Origin of the sequence: Pseudomonas sp. PA-1-6B (genome assembly GCF_021609545.1) — a bacterium.
Lineage (GTDB): Bacteria > Pseudomonadota > Gammaproteobacteria > Pseudomonadales > Pseudomonadaceae > Aquipseudomonas > Aquipseudomonas fluorescens_BV.
Genome location: NZ_WJZM01000040.1, coordinates 16120 through 33017 on the forward strand (window position 1 = coordinate 16120; position 16898 = coordinate 33017).

General features: G+C 60.6%; 16 protein-coding genes. 2 read left to right on the forward strand and 14 right to left on the reverse strand.

Annotated elements, in window-relative coordinates:
- Window positions 1–15: 15 nt before the first annotated feature.
- The 9 genes from mltG to GIV35_RS18650 all read right to left on the reverse strand — a co-directional run bounded on the left by mltG (window position 16) and on the right by GIV35_RS18650 (window position 7326).
- Window positions 16–1152, reverse strand: coding sequence for an endolytic transglycosylase MltG (mltG, locus tag GIV35_RS18610; RefSeq protein ID WP_236264294.1), 1137 nt, complete (start codon window positions 1150–1152; stop codon window positions 16–18).
- A 1-nt stretch (window position 1153) separates the two neighbouring features.
- Window positions 1154–1969, reverse strand: a complete 816-nt coding sequence (gene pabC, locus GIV35_RS18615) for an aminodeoxychorismate lyase (RefSeq protein WP_236264293.1) — start codon at window positions 1967–1969, stop codon at window positions 1154–1156.
- Complete coding sequence (fabF, locus tag GIV35_RS18620) at window positions 1969–3213, reverse strand: beta-ketoacyl-ACP synthase II (protein ID WP_034128438.1); 1245 nt, start codon at window positions 3211–3213, stop codon at window positions 1969–1971. The genes pabC and fabF overlap by 1 nt, the downstream gene beginning before the upstream one ends.
- Before the next feature lie 110 nt (window positions 3214–3323).
- Window positions 3324–3560: an acyl carrier protein gene (gene acpP / locus GIV35_RS18625; protein ID WP_003175607.1), complete on the reverse strand. Its 237-nt coding sequence runs from the start codon at window positions 3558–3560 to the stop codon at window positions 3324–3326.
- A 191-nt stretch (window positions 3561–3751) separates the two neighbouring features.
- Window positions 3752–4495 (reverse strand): 3-oxoacyl-ACP reductase FabG, encoded by a 744-nt coding sequence (fabG, locus tag GIV35_RS18630; RefSeq protein WP_003189275.1) that lies wholly within the window; start codon window positions 4493–4495, stop codon window positions 3752–3754.
- A 24-nt stretch (window positions 4496–4519) separates the two neighbouring features.
- Window positions 4520–5458 (reverse strand): ACP S-malonyltransferase, encoded by a 939-nt coding sequence (gene fabD, locus GIV35_RS18635; protein WP_054897933.1) that lies wholly within the window; start codon window positions 5456–5458, stop codon window positions 4520–4522.
- Window positions 5459–5584: 126 nt separating this feature from the next.
- Window positions 5585–6595, reverse strand: a complete 1011-nt coding sequence (gene plsX / locus GIV35_RS18640) for a phosphate acyltransferase PlsX (protein ID WP_236264292.1) — start codon at window positions 6593–6595, stop codon at window positions 5585–5587.
- A gap of 4 nt (window positions 6596–6599) precedes the next feature.
- Entirely contained in the window at window positions 6600–6782 is a 183-nt protein-coding gene (rpmF, locus tag GIV35_RS18645) for a 50S ribosomal protein L32 (protein ID WP_003179396.1), read from the reverse strand.
- Window positions 6783–6795: 13 nt separating this feature from the next.
- Complete coding sequence (locus GIV35_RS18650) at window positions 6796–7326, reverse strand: YceD family protein (protein WP_003175611.1); 531 nt, start codon at window positions 7324–7326, stop codon at window positions 6796–6798.
- Window positions 7327–7431: 105 nt separating this feature from the next.
- On the opposite strand from GIV35_RS18650, the gene GIV35_RS18655 reads away from it, so the two are divergent.
- The gene (locus GIV35_RS18655; RefSeq protein WP_223023104.1) at window positions 7432–8010 is read left to right on the forward strand and encodes a Maf family protein; all 579 of its coding nucleotides are present in this window, start codon (window positions 7432–7434) and stop codon (window positions 8008–8010) included.
- 131 nt (window positions 8011–8141) lie between these two features.
- Here the strand turns inward: GIV35_RS18655 and GIV35_RS18660 are convergent, their stop codons facing one another.
- The 3 genes from GIV35_RS18660 to rluC are packed head-to-tail and all read right to left on the reverse strand — an operon-like array spanning window position 8142 to window position 10755.
- Window positions 8142–9125: a S49 family peptidase gene (locus GIV35_RS18660; RefSeq protein WP_034128442.1), complete on the reverse strand. Its 984-nt coding sequence runs from the start codon at window positions 9123–9125 to the stop codon at window positions 8142–8144.
- Window positions 9126–9146: 21 nt separating this feature from the next.
- Window positions 9147–9809, reverse strand: a complete 663-nt coding sequence (locus GIV35_RS18665; RefSeq protein WP_198716417.1) for an HAD-IA family hydrolase — start codon at window positions 9807–9809, stop codon at window positions 9147–9149.
- Window positions 9796–10755: a 23S rRNA pseudouridine(955/2504/2580) synthase RluC gene (gene rluC, locus GIV35_RS18670; protein ID WP_034128444.1), complete on the reverse strand. Its 960-nt coding sequence runs from the start codon at window positions 10753–10755 to the stop codon at window positions 9796–9798. Before rluC ends, GIV35_RS18665 begins: the two co-directional genes overlap by 14 nt.
- A 757-nt stretch (window positions 10756–11512) precedes the next feature.
- Here rluC and rne point away from each other — a divergent pair.
- The gene (rne, locus tag GIV35_RS18675; RefSeq protein WP_442962633.1) at window positions 11513–14671 is read left to right on the forward strand and encodes a ribonuclease E; all 3159 of its coding nucleotides are present in this window, start codon (window positions 11513–11515) and stop codon (window positions 14669–14671) included.
- A 557-nt stretch (window positions 14672–15228) separates the two neighbouring features.
- Here the strand turns inward: rne and GIV35_RS18680 are convergent.
- Both GIV35_RS18680 and GIV35_RS18685 read right to left on the reverse strand, forming a co-directional pair.
- Window positions 15229–15813: a nucleotidyltransferase family protein gene (locus GIV35_RS18680; protein WP_236264290.1), complete on the reverse strand. Its 585-nt coding sequence runs from the start codon at window positions 15811–15813 to the stop codon at window positions 15229–15231.
- Window positions 15810–16796, reverse strand: coding sequence for an XdhC family protein (locus tag GIV35_RS18685; protein WP_223023106.1), 987 nt, complete (start codon window positions 16794–16796; stop codon window positions 15810–15812). Before GIV35_RS18685 ends, GIV35_RS18680 begins: the two co-directional genes overlap by 4 nt.
- Window positions 16797–16898 lie beyond the last annotated feature (102 nt).

Genomic DNA, 16898 nt, shown 5'->3' on the forward strand with positions numbered 1-16898 from the left:
AGTCCTTAGTCAGAGTCATTGCGGGCTTTGCGGCGCGGTCGTGTCCGGCGCGGGCTCGATCGGAGCGTCGGGGGTAGGCGCATCGCTGGAATGTGCCGAATCTTCCAGCGGTTTCACCACCGGTGCCGGGCTGGAACGGTAATCGGCACGGCGCTTGAGTTGGAACTCACGCACAGCGGCATTATGCGCATCCAGATTATCCGAGAATATATGGCTACCATCGCCACGGGCGACGAAGTACAGGCTGCTGCCCGGTACCGGGTTCAGCGCTGCATGGATGGCCTCACGGCCGACCATCGCGATGGGCGTGGGCGGCAGGCCGGCGACCATGTAGGTGTTGTAGGGGTTGGCTTCCTTGAGGTGGGCGCGGGTCAATTTACCGTTGTAGCGCTCACCCAGGCCGTAGATCACGGTGGGGTCGGTCTGCAGCAGCATACCGATCTTCAGGCGACGCACAAACACACCGGCAATCTGCCCGCGCTCCTGAGGCACCCCGGTCTCCTTTTCCACCAGCGACGCCATGATCAGTGCTTGGTAAGGGTCGGTGTAGGGCGCGTCGGCGGCACGCTTGCTCCACTCCTGGGCGAGTACATCGTCCAGGCGGTTGTAGGCTTTTTTCAGGAACTCGACATCAGTCATGCCGCGGACAAAACGGTAGGTGTCGGGGAAGAACCGCCCTTCAGGAAACACACCTGGGTGGCCAAGCTTATCCATCACTTCGCTGTCAGTCAGGCCCGCGAGGGTCTGCACGATCTTTTCATGCTTGGCCAGGGCGGTGCGCACCTGACGGAAATTCCAGCCCTCCACCAAGGTCAGGCTGTACTGCACCACTTCGCCGCGCTGCCACAGGCCGATCAAACCCTCGGCGGTAAGGCCCGGGCTCATGCGGTACTCGCCGCTGTGCAGTGGCTGGCCTTCGAGGTTGAAGCGCCAGTACAGACGCAACCAGAATGCATCGTCGAGCACGCCGTCGGCTTCCAGACGATTGAAGGTGCCCGTCGGCGTAGCGCCAGCAGGTACATCGAGCAACTGCTCCTGAGGCAGCTTCAGGGGCTGCTTGAGGGCAGAGTCGAGTTTCCAGGCAGAAAAGCCCACGAGCAACGCCGCCGAGATCAGGCTGATCTGCAGCAGTAACACCAGTTTTCGTATCAACTCAAATATCCAATAGCGCGCGAACAATGCCCTGCAGTTTACGGGTGAGCGGCCCAACCGGCCAGCTCATCGCAGCGCAGCCTCGCACCGGCCAAATGCCATAAACGCTGTTGCAGACGAAGACTTCATCGGCCTGTTGCAACTGCTCCAAACTGATGTCGGCCACGGCCACCGGGACGCCCAGCGCTTGTGCCTGGGCCAGAACTTCGGCGCGCATCACGCCCGCAACGCCACAACGGCTCAGATCAGCGGTTAGTAACAAGCCGTTGCTCACCAGGAAAAGATTGCTGAATATGCCTTCGATCACCCGGCCAGACATATCCAGCATCAGGCCTTCGGCATGTTCGGCATCTTGCCATTCGGCACGCGCAATCACCTGCTCCAGGCGATTGAGGTGCTTGATACCGGCCAGCAGCGGCTGCTGCGCCAAGCGCGTGGCACACGCGAACAGGCGCACGCCTTCGACTTCATGGGTAGATGGGTAAACAGCGGGCGCACTGCCCTGCAAGATGCGGCGCACCGGGGCGCCAGGGTTGATGCCGTAACCGCGCAAGCTGTCGCCACGGGTGAGGATCAATTTGAGAATACCGTCGCCAAGGGCGGCGGCGAAGCTCAGCACTTCGTGGCGAATCAACCCGTGATCCACCACCAATGCCAAACGCCGGCAACCCTCTTCCAGGCGTTGCAGGTGACGGTCGAGCAGCAACGGCTGCCCGGCCTTGACGGCGATGGTCTCGAACACCCCATCGCCATAGGCCAGGCCGCGATCTTTCAGGGGCACGCTGTCCGCTGACTGACCGTCGACCCAGCTGTGCATCACTCGGCGAACCGGCGGAACACCAGGGAACCGTTGGTGCCACCGAAACCGAACGAGTTGGAAATCGCCACGTCGATCGGCATGGGCTGCGCTTCGTGGGGCACGAAGTTCAGGTCGCAGCCTTCGTCCGGCTCATCAAGGTTGATAGTCGGCGGAGCGACCTGATCCCTGATTGCCATCACACTGAAGATCGCCTCGACCGCGCCCGCCGCACCCAACAGGTGACCGGTCATGGACTTGGTGGAGCTGACCGCCAGCTTATAGGCGTGCTCGCCGAACACCGACTTGATGGCCTCTGCTTCCGCCAGGTCGCCGGTCGGGGTCGAAGTGCCATGGGCGTTGATGTACTGCACCTGGTTGGGGTTGACCTTCGCATCGCGCAGGGCATTGGTGATGCAACGCGCAGCACCCGCACCATCGGACGGCGGCGAGGTCATGTGGTAAGCATCGCCGCTCATGCCAAACCCGATCAATTCGGCGTAGATAGTGGCGCCACGCGCCTTGGCGTGCTCCAGCTCTTCGAGCACCAGCGCACCGGCACCGTCGGAGAGCACAAAGCCGTCACGGCCCTTGTCCCACGGACGGCTGGCACGGGTCGGCTCGTCGTTGCGGGTCGACAGCGCACGAGACGCGCCGAAGCCGCCCATGCCGAGGCCGCACGCGGCCATTTCGGCGCCGCCGGCGATCATCACGTCGGCTTCGTCGTAGGCAATGTTGCGTGCCGCCATGCCAATGCAGTGGGTACCTGTGGTACACGCCGTGGCGATTGCGTAGTTCGGTCCCTGTGCACCCAGATGAATGGACAGGAAGCCGGAAATCATATTGATGATCGAGCCCGGTACGAAGAACGGTGAAATTCGACGTGGACCAGTCTCATGCAAAGTGCGGCTGGTTTCTTCGATATTGGTCAGACCGCCAATACCTGAACCCATGGCCACGCCGATGCGGTCACGGTTGGCGTCGGTGACTTCCAGGCCGGCGTTACGCACAGCCTGAAACCCGGCAGCCAGGCCGTACTGAATGAACAGGTCGAGCTTGCGGGATTCTTTGATCGAGAGATATTCCTCGACATTGAAGCCCTTTACCGAGCCGCCAAAACGGGTGGAATAGGCAGAAAGGTCCGTGTGTTCGATCAGACCAATACCACTGCGGCCAGCCAGAATGCCCTGCCAACTGCTCGGCACATCCGTACCCAGTGGCGACAACATACCCATACCGGTGACTACGACGCGTCTACGCGACACAGCACTCTCCTTTTTCTAATGACGACACTTTTCATCGCCGCTAAAGAAAAAACCGCACGCCTTTACAGCAGTGCGGTTTTTCCCTGACAGCAAGCGACGACTACAAACTATTACGCCTGGTGGCTAGTAACGTAGTCGATGGCAGCTTGAACAGTAGTGATTTTTTCAGCTTCTTCGTCCGGGATTTCGGTCTCGAATTCCTCTTCCAGAGCCATCACCAGCTCAACGGTGTCAAGGGAATCGGCACCCAGGTCTTCTACGAAGGAAGCAGTGTTGACCACTTCTTCTTCCTTAACGCCCAGTTGCTCGGCGACGATTTTCTTGACGCGCTCTTCGATGGTGCTCATACCTTGTTTAACTCCTAATGGACAAATTCAGGCAGCTGGCCAGTGGGTAAGTGTATAGAAAGCCATTTCAGCTTTTCAACTGAAAGCTTCACCCTGTACCCGGTCGGCCACCTGCCTATAAATTAAGTTGCAGCTTTATAACGGATTTTAGACAGCTCGTATGACATTTTTTTGAAGCGATCCGTCACAATTTAACTCATGTACATCCCGCCGTTAACCGGGATTGTAGCCCCAGTCACGTATGCCGCACCGTCAGATGCCAGGAAAGTGACCACATTCGCGATCTCTTGGGCCTGGCCCAGACGGCCCAGCGGAATCTGCGTCAGCAAGGCTTCGCGCTGTGCTTCCGGCAGTTCGCGGGTCATATCGGTGTCGATGAACCCAGGGGCCACCGAGTTGACCGTAATCGACCGCGAGCCGACTTCACGCGCCAGTGCGCGGCTGAAACCTTCCAGGCCGGCCTTGGCAGAGGCATAGTTTACTTGGCCTGCGTTGCCCATGGCACCCACTACGGAGCCAATATTGATAATTCGGCCCCAACGCGCCTTGGTCATGCCGCGCAAAACGCCCTTGGACAGGCGAAACAGACTGTTCAGGTTGGTATCGACCACGTCGTACCACTCGTCGTCTTTCATGCGCATCATCAGGTTGTCACGGGTGATCCCGGCGTTGTTCACCAGGATAGCCGGTGCACCGAACTGAGCAGTGATCTGGGCCAGTACGGCAGCCACGGACTCATCGCTGGTCACATTCAGTTCAAGACCGGTACCTTGCACGCCGTTTTCCTTCAGGGTCGCGGCGATACGCTCGGCGCCCGAGGCGGAGGTGGCGGTGCCGATCACAACGGCGCCCTGACGGCCCAGCTCCAGGGCGATCGCCTGGCCAATGCCACGGCTTGCGCCGGTAACCAGTGCAACTTTACCTTGCAGACTCATGCAGGCTTCTCCTAAGTACGGGATTCAGGCCAGTGCCGCGCGAGCGGCAGCGAAGGCTTCTGGGGTATTGAGGTTGGCGGTCGACACACCGTCGGCGCAGCGCTTGTTCAAGCCGGCCAGGACTTTGCCCGGGCCGCACTCGACCAGTTCGGTGGCACCGTTGGCGGCCAGGGTCTGGACCGATTCAACCCAGCGAACTGGCTTGTACAGTTGCTCCAGCAGATCGCGCTTGAGGGTGTCGAGGTCGGCGGCCACGGCCGCGCTGACGTTCTGCACCAGCGGGATCTGCGGCGCCTGCCAGTTGATGGCAGCGATAGACTCGGCAAAGCGCTCGGCCGCCGGGCGCATCAGTTCGCAGTGGGACGGTACGCTCACCGGCAATGGCAACGCTCGCTTGGCGCCACGGGCCTTGCAACCCTCGATGGCACGCTCGACGGCCGCCTTTGCACCGGCGATCACCACCTGACCTGGGGAGTTGAAGTTCACCGCGCTGACCACTTCGCCTTGCGCCGCTTCGGCGCAGGCCTCGATCACCACCGCGTCGTCCAGGCCCAGGATAGCGGCCATGCCGCCCTGCCCGGCCGGAACGGCTTCTTGCATCAGTTGACCACGACGCTCGACCAGTTTGACCGCTTCAGCCAAGGTCAGGCTGCCCGCGGCCACCAGGGCGCTGTATTCGCCCAGGCTGTGACCCGCGACGAAGGCAGGGCGTGCGCCGCCTTCTGCCAGCCACAAGCGCCACAGGGCGATCGAGGCGGTCAGGATGGCCGGCTGAGTTCTATCGGTTTGGTTGAGCAATGCTTCCGGCCCTTGCTGGGTCAGTGCCCACAGGTCATAACCCAGGGCGTCGGAAGCTTCCTTGAAGGTGTCCAGGATCAGCGGGTATTGCGCGCCCAGCTCGGCCAACATGCCGAGGGACTGCGAACCCTGCCCTGGAAAGACGAATGCGAGGGATGTAGACATGTAACAAGCCCCTAATGATCTGGTCGTCAAAAATGCTCGCGCCTACGGTGGGCGCGAACGAAACTGACTGATTGGATGGTCAATTGAACTGGCCGGTCACATTTAAGCACTCCCGGGCCAATTCGCCTAAGGCAACAGATCCTCGAGACGGCCGTGCAAGCGTTGCGGCAGGTTCTCCTGAATCTCGATCAAGGCCCGTGCAATTGCACTTTGAAAGCCCAGCACACCGGCCGAGCCATGGCTTTTTACCACAATGCCCTGCAAGCCAAGAAAGCTTGCACCGTTGTGCCGTGCTGGCGCCAGGTCAGCCTGCAAGCGTCGCATCAGGGGCAACGCCAAGGCCCCCACCATACGTGACGCCAGGTTGCGCTTGAACAAAGCTTCAATACGCGTGGCAATCATGGTTGCCAGGCCTTCGCTGGACTTGAGCAGGATATTACCGACAAAGCCGTCGCACACCACCACATCAGCTTCACCACGGTACAAACCATCACCTTCAACAAAGCCGATGTAGTTCAAGCCCCGCGCGCTTTGTAGCAAGGTGGCGGCAAGCTTGACTTGCTGGTTGCCCTTGATGTCCTCGGTACCGATATTCAGCAGGGCAACCCTGGGCCGGGCCACGCCCAGCGCTTCGGCGGCCACCGAGCCCATTACGGCGAACTGCAGCAGGTGCTCGGCGCTGCAATCAACATTGGCGCCCAGGTCCAGCAGCTGGCAATAGCCCTTCTGCGTCGGGATCGCCGCCACCATCGCCGGCCGATCAATACCTGGCAAGGTTTTGAGCACATGCCGTGACAAGGCCATCAACGCGCCCGTGTTGCCGGCACTGACACAGGCTTGCACCTTGCCATCACGCAACAGCTCAAGGGCCACCCGCATTGAAGAATCGGGTTTGCCACGCAGGGCAACCGCCGGTTTTTCATCCATGCTGATGGTTTCGCTGGCTGGCGCAATCGTCAGGCGCGCGCGATCCACCGCCGGATGGCTGGCAATCAGTTCTTCAAGTAGGGAGGGTTGACCGACGAGGGTCAGGTGCAGCGAGGGCGTGGCAGACAGGCTGGCAATGCAGGCCTGAACAATGCTGCGGGGACCGAAGTCCCCGCCCATTGCGTCAATCGCGATGACTTGAGCAGACAAGTGATTACTCGTCAGCGCCCTTGTCGATCACTTTACGGCCACGGTATACGCCTTCTGGCGATACGTGGTGACGCAGGTGAACTTCACCAGTGGTCTTTTCCACGGACAGGGTGCTAGCCTCGAGAGCGTCGTGCGAACGGCGCATGTCACGGGCGGAGCGGGATTTTTTGTTCTGCTGAACAGCCATAATTGATTAACTCCTAAACGTTTGGGTCACGCTTTAACTGCGCCAATACACTGAACGGGTTGGACCGCGTTACCTCGTCCTCGCTCGGCTCGGCCTCGTCATCGAGACCCTCCGGCTGCTGGCATTCTTCCGGATGATGAGCAGGCACAATGGGCAAGGCGAGCAAAAGCTCCTCCTCGATCAGTGCATGCAGATCCAATGGATCTTCGCCCAGTTCCAGCACGTCATAACCTTTCGGCAACGACTGGGTATTCGCACCCTCTTTCACCACAGCATAACTGCATTCGCTGTGGATCGGCAGGGTGACCAGCTCAAGACAACGCTGGCAAACCATTTTGACTTCGGTGTCGATAACGCTGTGGATTACCACAGATTTACGTTCATCTCGTTCAAAAACGAATTTCGCCTGCACCGTACCGACAGTGTCGGAAAGCGGGTCGCAGAGTCTCTCCAAATCGGCCAGCAGCACTTCACCTTGAAGGGTGGTGCCACGATCAGCCAATTTGCGCGGGTCAACGTGAGGTGGAATCGGGTCATTCAACATAGGCGCAGCATTATAGGGATGCACCCGGCCATGTCAAAGGAAATTCAGCCCTGTGCGTCAGCCGGTCACGTCGCTAGAATCGGCGACTGCCTTGAGGAGACGTATATGCTGCCTTTATTACTCGCGTCCAGCTCGGTTTATCGCCGGGAATTACTGAGTCGCCTGCACCTGCCGTTCACCTGCAGCTCGCCGGATATCGACGAAAGCCACAGCCCGGATGAATCCGCCATCGAACTGGTCAAGCGCCTGGCCGAACAAAAGGCCCGCGCCCTCGCCGCCAGCCATCCTGGCCATCTAATCATTGGCTCGGATCAGGTCGCCGCACTGGAAGGCCGGATCATCGGCAAGCCGCACACCTTCGAAAATGCCCGCGAGCAATTACTGGCTGCCAGCGGCAAGCGTGTGAGCTTTCTTACCGGACTGGCACTGCTCAACAGCGAGACTGGGCGCTGCCAGGTGGACTGCGTGCCGTTTACCGTACACATGCGCGAACTGAATGCAGAGCGTATTGAGCGCTATCTGCGAATTGAACAGCCGTATGACTGCGCAGGCAGCTTCAAAGCAGAAGGGCTCGGTGTGAGCTTGTTCCGGAGCACCGAGGGACCGGATGCGACCAGCCTGGTTGGGCTGCCACTGATTCGACTGGTGGACATGCTGCTGACCGAAGGCGTACAGATCCCTTGAAACCTTCGTAAAGCAATGTGGGAGCTGGCTTGCCTGCGATAGCGATGTACCAGGCGACACTTATATCGACTGATCCATCGCTATCGCGGGCAAGCCCGCTCCCACAGTTGATCTACACCTAGCTTGGAATTTCAGCGCAGGGACGGCCCCTGGAAGCCCATGTACAGCGCCAACTTCTCCGCCACACTGGCACCGAGCTTCTTGGAGAAGCGATCAAACGGCGATTCCTCGACCGTAAAATCCACCAACTCCTTCTCACCCACTACATCCCGCGCCACCGAGCTGGCGCTGCCCAAGCCGTCAATCAAGCCCAGCGGCAATGCCTGCTCGCCCGACCATACCAGGCCGGAGAACAGCTCCGGATGCTCCTTATCTTTCAAGCGATCCCCACGCCCCTGCTTGACGCTGGCGATGAACTGACGATGGGTAGTGTCGAGCACGCCCTGCCAGAACGCGGTTTCATCCGCCTTCTGCGGCTGAAAAGGATCGAGGAACGACTTATGCTCACCCGAGGTATAGGTGCGACGCTCGACCCCCAGCTTCTCCATGGCACCAACAAAACCGTAACCGGCCGCTGTCACACCGATAGAACCCACCAGGCTGGCCTTGTCGGCATAGATCTGGTCTGCAGCACTGGCAATGTAATAGGCACCCGAGGCACCCAGGTCGGAGATTACGGCATAGAGCTTGGTATCCGGATGCAAGGCGCGCAGACGACGAATCTCGTCATACACATAACCCGACTGCACTGGGCTGCCACCTGGGCTGTTGATGCGCAGGATAACGCCCTTGACCTTGGCATCCTCAAAAGCCGCGCGCAGGCTGGTGACAATATTGTCGGCACTGGCGGGCTCCTTGTCGGCAATCACGCCGCGCACTTCGATCAAGGCGGTGTAGTGACTGCCACGGGTGGCGCTCTTTTCCATGTCCATCAGCGGACTGAACAGCGCCAGCATCCCAAGCAGGTACACAAAGGTCAGCAGCTTGAAGAAAATCCCCCAGCGCCGCGAACGCCGCTGTTCCTGGACGCTGGCCAAGAGGGTCTTCTCCAACAGCTTCCAGCTTTTATCATCACTGCTCTCGGCCTTTTCAGGCGCCTTCCACTCGTCACTCATGCCATTAACCCCAGCAAAGACTTATCGGGCCCGGCTGAGCCAGGCCTGCAGTTCGGAAAAATGATCAATCGTCAGCCTCGGTTCGTACTGCTGCAACGCCTCGGCAGACTGGGCGCCGTAGCTGACGGCGACACTATCCATGCCCGCATTGCGGGCCATCATCAGATCGAAAGACGCATCACCCACCATCAATGCCTCGCGTGGCGTAACGCCACAGTGCGCAAGGATCTGCTCCAGCATCAAGGGATGAGGCTTGCTGGCGGTTTCATCCGCAGCCCGGGTGATATCAAAGTAATCTTCCCAGCCGTGAGCCTTGAGCACACGGTCCAGGCCGCGACGAGCCTTGCCGGTGGCGACCGCCAGGTGATAACCGTGGGCACGAAACGCTTGCAGCGATTGCACCACGCCTTCAAACAGCGGCGAAGGCGTAGCTTCCAGCGCAATGTAGTGGTCGGCGTAGTGCTCGCGAAACGCTACCAACTCGGCGTCGCTGATGTCGGGGTACAGGGTGCGAATGGCTTCAGGCAAACCCAGGCCGATAATGCCCTTGACCGCCAGGTCCGTGCACAACTCAAAGCCCGAGCGGGTCGACGCCATGTGCATGGACTCGACGATGCGGCCAATGGAATTGGCCAGCGTCCCGTCCCAATCGAAGATCAGCAGCTTGTAGTCAAGGTGCGACACTCAAACGCTCCACGGTCTTGGCCCACATTTCATCGACCGGCGCCTGCAATTTCAGCTCGCCGCCATCGGGCAGCGGCACGGTGAGCATGTAGGCATGCAGGAACAGGCGCTTGCCGCCCAGGTCGCGAATCTCCTTGGAAAAATCTTCGTCGCCATACTTGGTGTCGCCCGCAATGCAGTGGCCCGCATGCAGGGTATGCACACGAATCTGGTGAGTACGGCCAGTGACCGGCTTGGCCTCGACCATCGTGGCGAAGTCACCGAAGCGACGCAGCACCTTGAACAGGGTCAGGGCCTCTTTGCCCTCCTCGTCCACTTCGACCATGCGCTCGCCGGAGCGCAGGTTGCTCTTCTGCAGCGGCGCACGCACGCTCTTGATCGAGCTGGCCCAGTTGCCGCGCACCAGCGCCATGTAGCGTTTGTCCACGCCGTCGCCACGCAGGGCGGTGTGCAAGTGGCGCAACATGCTGCGCTTCTTGGCGATCATCAACAGGCCGGAGGTGTCACGGTCCAGGCGGTGCACCAGTTCCAGCTCCTTGGCATCCGGGCGCAACTGACGAAAGGCTTCGATCACGCCGAAGTTCAAGCCACTGCCGCCGTGAACCGCAATACCACAGGGCTTGTTGATCACGATCAGCTTGTTGTCTTCGAACACAATCGACGCTTCCAGGCGCTGCAACAGGCCTTGGGCCAGCGGCACCGGCTCGTCGCGCTCAGGCACGCGCACGGGCGGCACACGGACGATATCGCCCGCCTGCAGCTTGTACTCAGGCTTGATGCGCCCCTTGTTCACGCGCACTTCGCCTTTACGCAAAATGCGATAAATCAAGGTCTTGGGCACGCCTTTGAGCCTGGCCAAAAGAAAGTTGTCGATGCGTTGGCCGGCATATTCCGGCGAGACCTCAAGCAGCTGGACGCTGGGGGTCGGGGGGGTGGTAGTCGTCATGGCGGCGATGATAACAATTTTTTATGGAATTGAAGCACTTAATCATTACTGCTATAGTCGCGAACGCCGCCAAAAGCGGCCTGGACAGAGGACATGCGGCAAACTGCCGGCCCTGACCATCGCAATTCATCAGGACGCGAGGCCGTCCTACGGGGCTTTCGCCACCCAGGAAGGCTCAAGATTGTAACAAGCGCAGGTGACATGAGGCCTGAAGCGAGTGCAGAAAGCAGAGTGAATACTCGCCTTTTGCGCCGATATTTACGGCCAGTTCACAAAGTGCAGTCAGTTTTGAGCCAGACCATGGCGAATGCTTCGGAAACAACGCCTGTTAAGAGCTGAGTGAGAGCGCAACCGCCCACACCTAGTCTTGTTTAGCCATGAGCGTGGACTCCCCATTGGAGAACACGGTAAATGCCAACCCGCTGCGGATTCTGCGCGCGGCAGCACCCGAATTATCAGGGATACGTGTAGGGTGGAGATGCACAACCGTCGGACTGTGTAGCACTAGGCTTGTTTTAGACGCTTCATCTCGTCCACAGTCGCCGGTTGATTCCTCCTCCTGACCTTAGCTTTTGTTGAAGTGGTGCCTTTGTCACCACCGCTAACGAGCAGGACGCGTCCGTCGCGATACCGGCCCAATTGGCCGATGTTGCTGGACACTGGAGTGGCCAACCACTCTTGACGCACCTGACACCGACCGTGAGAAGTCGTGTGTGCCGAACGCCGTTTCCGGCAGCCCGGAAACCGACGGTACAACATGAAAAGAATGCTGATTAACGCAACTCAACCCGAAGAGTTGCGTGTTGCACTGGTAGATGGCCAACGTCTCTACGACCTGGACATCGAATCCGGTGCACGCGAGCAGAAAAAGGCCAACATCTATAAAGGCCGTATCACTCGCATCGAACCAAGCCTTGAGGCTGCCTTTGTCGATTTCGGCTCCGAGCGCCACGGCTTCCTGCCCCTCAAAGAAATCTCCCGCGAATACTTCAAGAAAGCCCCTGAAGGCCGCGTGAACATCAAGGACGTCCTGAGCGAAGGCCAGGAAGTCATCGTCCAGGTCGAAAAAGAAGAACGTGGCAACAAGGGCGCAGCCCTGACCACCTTCATCAGCCTCGCCGGTCGTTACCTGGTGCTGATGCCGAACAACCCACGTGCCGGCGGTATTTCCCGTCGCATCGAAGGCGAAGAGCGTAACGAACTGCGTGAAGCGCTGAACGGCCTGATCGCACCGGCCGACATGGGTCTGATCGTGCGCACTGCCGGCCTTGGCCGCAGCAGCGAAGAAATGCAGTGGGACCTCGACTACCTGCTGCAACTGTGGACCGCTATCAAAGAAGCGTCCCTGGATCGTTCCGCGCCGTTCCTGATCTACCAGGAAAGCAACGTGATCATCCGCGCCATCCGCGACTACCTGCGCCAGGACATCGGCGAAGTGCTGATCGACAGCGTTGAAGCCCAGGACGAAGCCCTGACTTTCATTCGCCAGGTGATGCCGCAGTACGCCAGCAAGATCAAGCTGTACGAAGACAGCGTGCCGCTGTTCAACCGTTTCCAGATCGAAAGCCAGATCGAGACCGCCTTCCAGCGCGTGGTCGAACTGCCTTCCGGCGGCTCCATCGTGATCGACCCGACCGAAGCCCTGGTGTCCATCGACATCAACTCGGCACGTGCGACCAAAGGCAGCGACATCGAAGAAACCGCCCTGCAGACCAACCTGGAAGCGGCTGAAGAAATCGCCCGCCAGCTGCGCCTGCGTGACATCGGCGGCCTGATCGTGATCGACTTCATCGACATGACCCCTGCCAAGAACCAGCGCGCCGTGGAAGAGAAAGTCCGCGAATGCCTGGAAGCTGACCGCGCTCGCGTGCAAGTCGGCCGCATCTCGCGCTTCGGCCTGCTGGAAATGTCCCGTCAGCGCCTGCGCCCATCCCTGGGCGAGAGCAGCGGAATCGTCTGCCCGCGTTGCAACGGTACCGGCATCATCCGTGACGTTGAATCGCTGTCCCTGGCGATCCTGCGCCTGATCGAAGAAGAAGCCCTGAAAGACCGCACCGCCGAAGTTCGCGCACAAGTGCCGATTCCGGTTGCCGCCTTCCTGCTCAATGAAAAACGCAACTCGATCACCAAGATCGAACTGCGCACCCGTGCCCGTATCGTCATCTTGCCGAACGATCACCTCGAGACGCCGCACTTCGAAGTCCAGCGCTTGCGTGACGACAGCCCGGAAGCCCATAGCGGGCAGTCCAGCTATGAAATCGCCGCGGCTGCCGCCGAAGTCGAAGAAGTCCAGCCAGCCGCTGCGACCCGCACCCTGGTTCGCCAGGAAGCCGCGGTGAAGACTGCACCGGCCCGTGCCAACGCACCGGTACCGACCGAAGCTGCCGCCCCGGTTGCCGCGCCGGCCGCCCTGCCTGAGCCAAGCCTGTTCAAGGGCCTGGTGAAGTCGCTGGTCAGCCTGTTCGCCACCAAGGAAGAGCCTGCAGCCCCGGTTGTGGTTGAAAAGCCTGCCACCGAGCGCCCAGCACGCAATGAAGAGCGTCGCAACGGTCGCCAGCAGAGCCGTAACCGCAATGGCCGCCGTGACGAAGAGCGCAAGCCTCGCGAAGAACGTGCCCCGCGTGAAGAACGCGCACCACGTGAAGAGCGTGCGCCTCGCGAAGCCCGTGAAGACACCCCGACCGTAGCCCGTGAAGAACGTGCACCGCGTGAAGAGCGCGCCCCACGTACCCCACGCGCTCCACGTGAAGATCGCAAGCCGCGTGGCGAGCGTGAAGAACGCGTGCGTGAACTGCGTGAGCCTCTGGACGCGGCACCTGCCGTTGCCGCTGCCGCAGCCGTTAGCACTGAAGAACGCCCGGCCCGCCAGCCGCGTGAAGAACGCGCACCACGCGAAGAGCGCCAACCGCGCCCGCCACGTGAAGAGCGTCAACCACGCGCCGAGCAAGCCGCTGCTGCCACCGAAGAAGAAGTACTGACCGGCGAAGAGCAGTTGCAGGAAGACGGCCAGGACAACGCCGAAGGCGATCGTCCACGCCGCCGCTCCCGTGGCCAGCGTCGTCGCAGCAACCGTCGTGAGCGTCAGCGTGATGCCAACGGCAACGTAATCGAAGGTTCGGAAGAAACCGGCGAGAACCCAGAAGCTGCCAACAACGAGCCAACAGGCGCCGAACTGGCTGCCGGCTTGGCCGTTACCGCTGCCGTTGCCAGCTCAGTCATCAGCGCACCTGCTGAAGCCCAGGCTCACGAGCAAGCCGAACGCGCTACCGCTGCCGTCGAAGACACTGTTGCCGTAGAAGCGCCAGCCGCCGAAACCCCAGCGGTTGAAGCGCCGGTTGTTGAAGCGCCAGTCGTTGAAGCCACGACCACTGTCGAAGCCCCAGTGGTTCCGGAAGTGGAAGTTGCCCCGGTTCGCGATGCACAGCCAGAAACCGACGTGGTTGCCGTTGAGCCAGCTCCATCGGTTGAGCCTCAGCCAGTAGTCGAAGCGGCTGTAGAAACTCCGGTGGTCGAAGAAGCCGCCCCGGCTGTGCGTGAAGTTCGCGAAGAACAGACCGCCTTCCAGTGGACTGCCGAACCGGCTGCACCGGTTGAAGCGCCAGCGCCTGCCCCAGTGGTAGAAGAAGCACCGGCACCGGTTGCTGAAGTCGTCGCCGAGCCAGCCCCAGTGGTTGAGCCGACGCCGGTTGCTGAGCCTGCGCCCGTGGTTGAAGTTGAAGCCCCAGTGGTTGCCGAAGTGGCCGCCCCAGTGGTTGAAGCTGCACCTGCAAGCGCCCTCACCGAAAACGGCCGTGCGCCGAACGACCCGCGTGAAGTGCGTCGTCGCCGCAAGGAAGCCGAAGCTGCTGCAGCCGCAGCCAAGGCGGTAGAGCACGAGGCCCAGGAAGCAGAGCACGAGCCTAAACCCCTCGTCTGATTCCATAAGCCACTAAAAAGCCCCGCCCGAGTGATCAGGCGGGGCTTTTTTATGGCTGATTATCTCGACCTGGAATGCGATCACTGTGGGAGCTGGCTTGCCTGCGATAGCGTCGATTCAGCCAGCGTGGCGGTGACTGACACACCGCTATCGCAGCAGAGTTATCTACACAACTTTGTGGGCTGTAACGGCAGACGGTAACCACGATGCGAAGCGAGTCGCTCTTGATCTGCTTTTGATCTTAGGCGCCCCGTCAAACCACGCTGGCCGGAATTCGACAGGGATTTGGAGGGTAAACCGGCAGGGATGCCGGTTTAGCCGCCGTCAGGGCGGAACCCTAAGTGGCCGTTACCGCAGGAATGGATATGTACACAATCCAACTGTGTTGACTGTCAGGCCGCTATCGCAGGCAAGCCAGCTCCCACATTGGACGGTGGTGCGTCAGGTAGATAAGCGCCGGCTATCAGGCCGTTACGGGAGCAAGCTCCCTCGCCACAGGTCCAACGTCGGCTCTAAGTAGATACCTATGGCTATCACAGGCAAGCCAGCTGCCACACTTAACCTGCAGTAAAACTCAACCGTTGCGGCACATCCACATCCCAAAGCACACCAGGATCATCTACCTGCACCTCTCGCACCTGTGTTTGTGCAAATAAAGGCCTGGCCCCACGATCCCCACTCAGCGCCATCAGCGCCGGCCCAAACCTGTGATGGAAAGCCACCGGGTGCCCGTACTGCCCGGCAGATACCGGTACAGTGACGCCCTCCACGCAGGCAATCACCCGTTCGATACTCGATGACTGAATAAACGGCATATCCCCCAACACCACTAGCCACCCATCCGCTGCATCGCTGGCCTTGACCGCCGCCGCAATGCTGTCGCCCATACCGGCCGATTCCAGCAGCAGGACCTTGCAACCATGCGCCTCAGCCAGCCGAATAACCTCAAGGCGCTCCGGCGAGGTCACCACCCAGCGTTCAACAAGCGTCGCCGGCAGGTTCACCAATACCTGCTCGATGACCGGCCGAGTAACGCCATCCAGCCCCACGCTGGCGGCGAGCAATTTGTCTTGATCCGCTCCGGCTTCAGCGCGAAAACGACTGCCCTGCCCCGCCGCCAGCACAATCGCCGTCACCGTCACTCAGCCACCACTGCCATCGGTTTCTTCTGCATCGGTGCCACACCGTTCTTGATCGCAACAATTTCCGCCATCAGCGACAGCGCAATTTCCGCCGGCGTATGGCTGCCGATGTGCAGGCCGATCGGCCCGTGCAAACGTGCGATGGCTTCCGCCGACAGGCCCAGCGCGGCCAGGTTCTCCCGACGCTTCTGGGTATTGACCCGCGAACCCAGGGCGCCGATATAGAACGCCGTGGAGTTCAGCGCCGTCAGCAACGCCATGTCATCCAGACGTGGATCGTGGGTCAGGCAGACAATGGCCGTGCGCTCATCGGTATGGATATTCAACACCGCCTCGTCGGGCATGCCCGGCACAAAGCGTCCATGCTGGTCTTCCCAGCCGTAGACGAACTCTTCGCGGGGGTCGCAGATCAGCACTTCGAAATCCAGCAGGCGTGCCATTTCCGCTACGTAGCGCGACAGCTGCCCGGCGCCGATCAACAGCAGGCGCCAGCGCGGGCCATAGATGGCGCGCAAGCGTTCGCCGTCGAAGCTCACCACGTCGGTCTTGCTGGCGGCGCTCAACGTCACCTCGCCGGTGGCCAGGTTCAGCTCGCGAGCGACGATCTGATGATCTTCACAACGCGCCAGCAGCGCTTCGACCCAACCCCACTCTTCCACGCGCTCCTCGGTAAGCCGCAGGGTGCCGCCGCAGGGCAGGCCAAAACGCGCCGCCTCGTCGCGAGTGACGCCGTAGGTCACCAACTGCACGGGCGGGCCGTCAGCGGGTAAGCGGCCGTCCTGCAGCCGCGCGATCAAGTCATCCTCGATGCAACCGCCCGACACCGAACCAATCACCACGCCATCACCGCGCAGGGCCAGCATCGCCCCCGGCGGGCGCGGCGCGCTGCCCCAGGTTTGCACCACGCTGTACAACATCACGCGCTCCCCGGCGCGGCGCCATTGCAGTACGCTGCGCAGGACGTTCAGATCCACACTGTCCATCAGGCCTCCGGTAAGTACTGTCGCGCTCACTGTAAACCAAAAATATCCGTTGTATCCCGCCAGAAACGCAAACGCCCCGAACCAGTCGGGGCGTTTACGGAT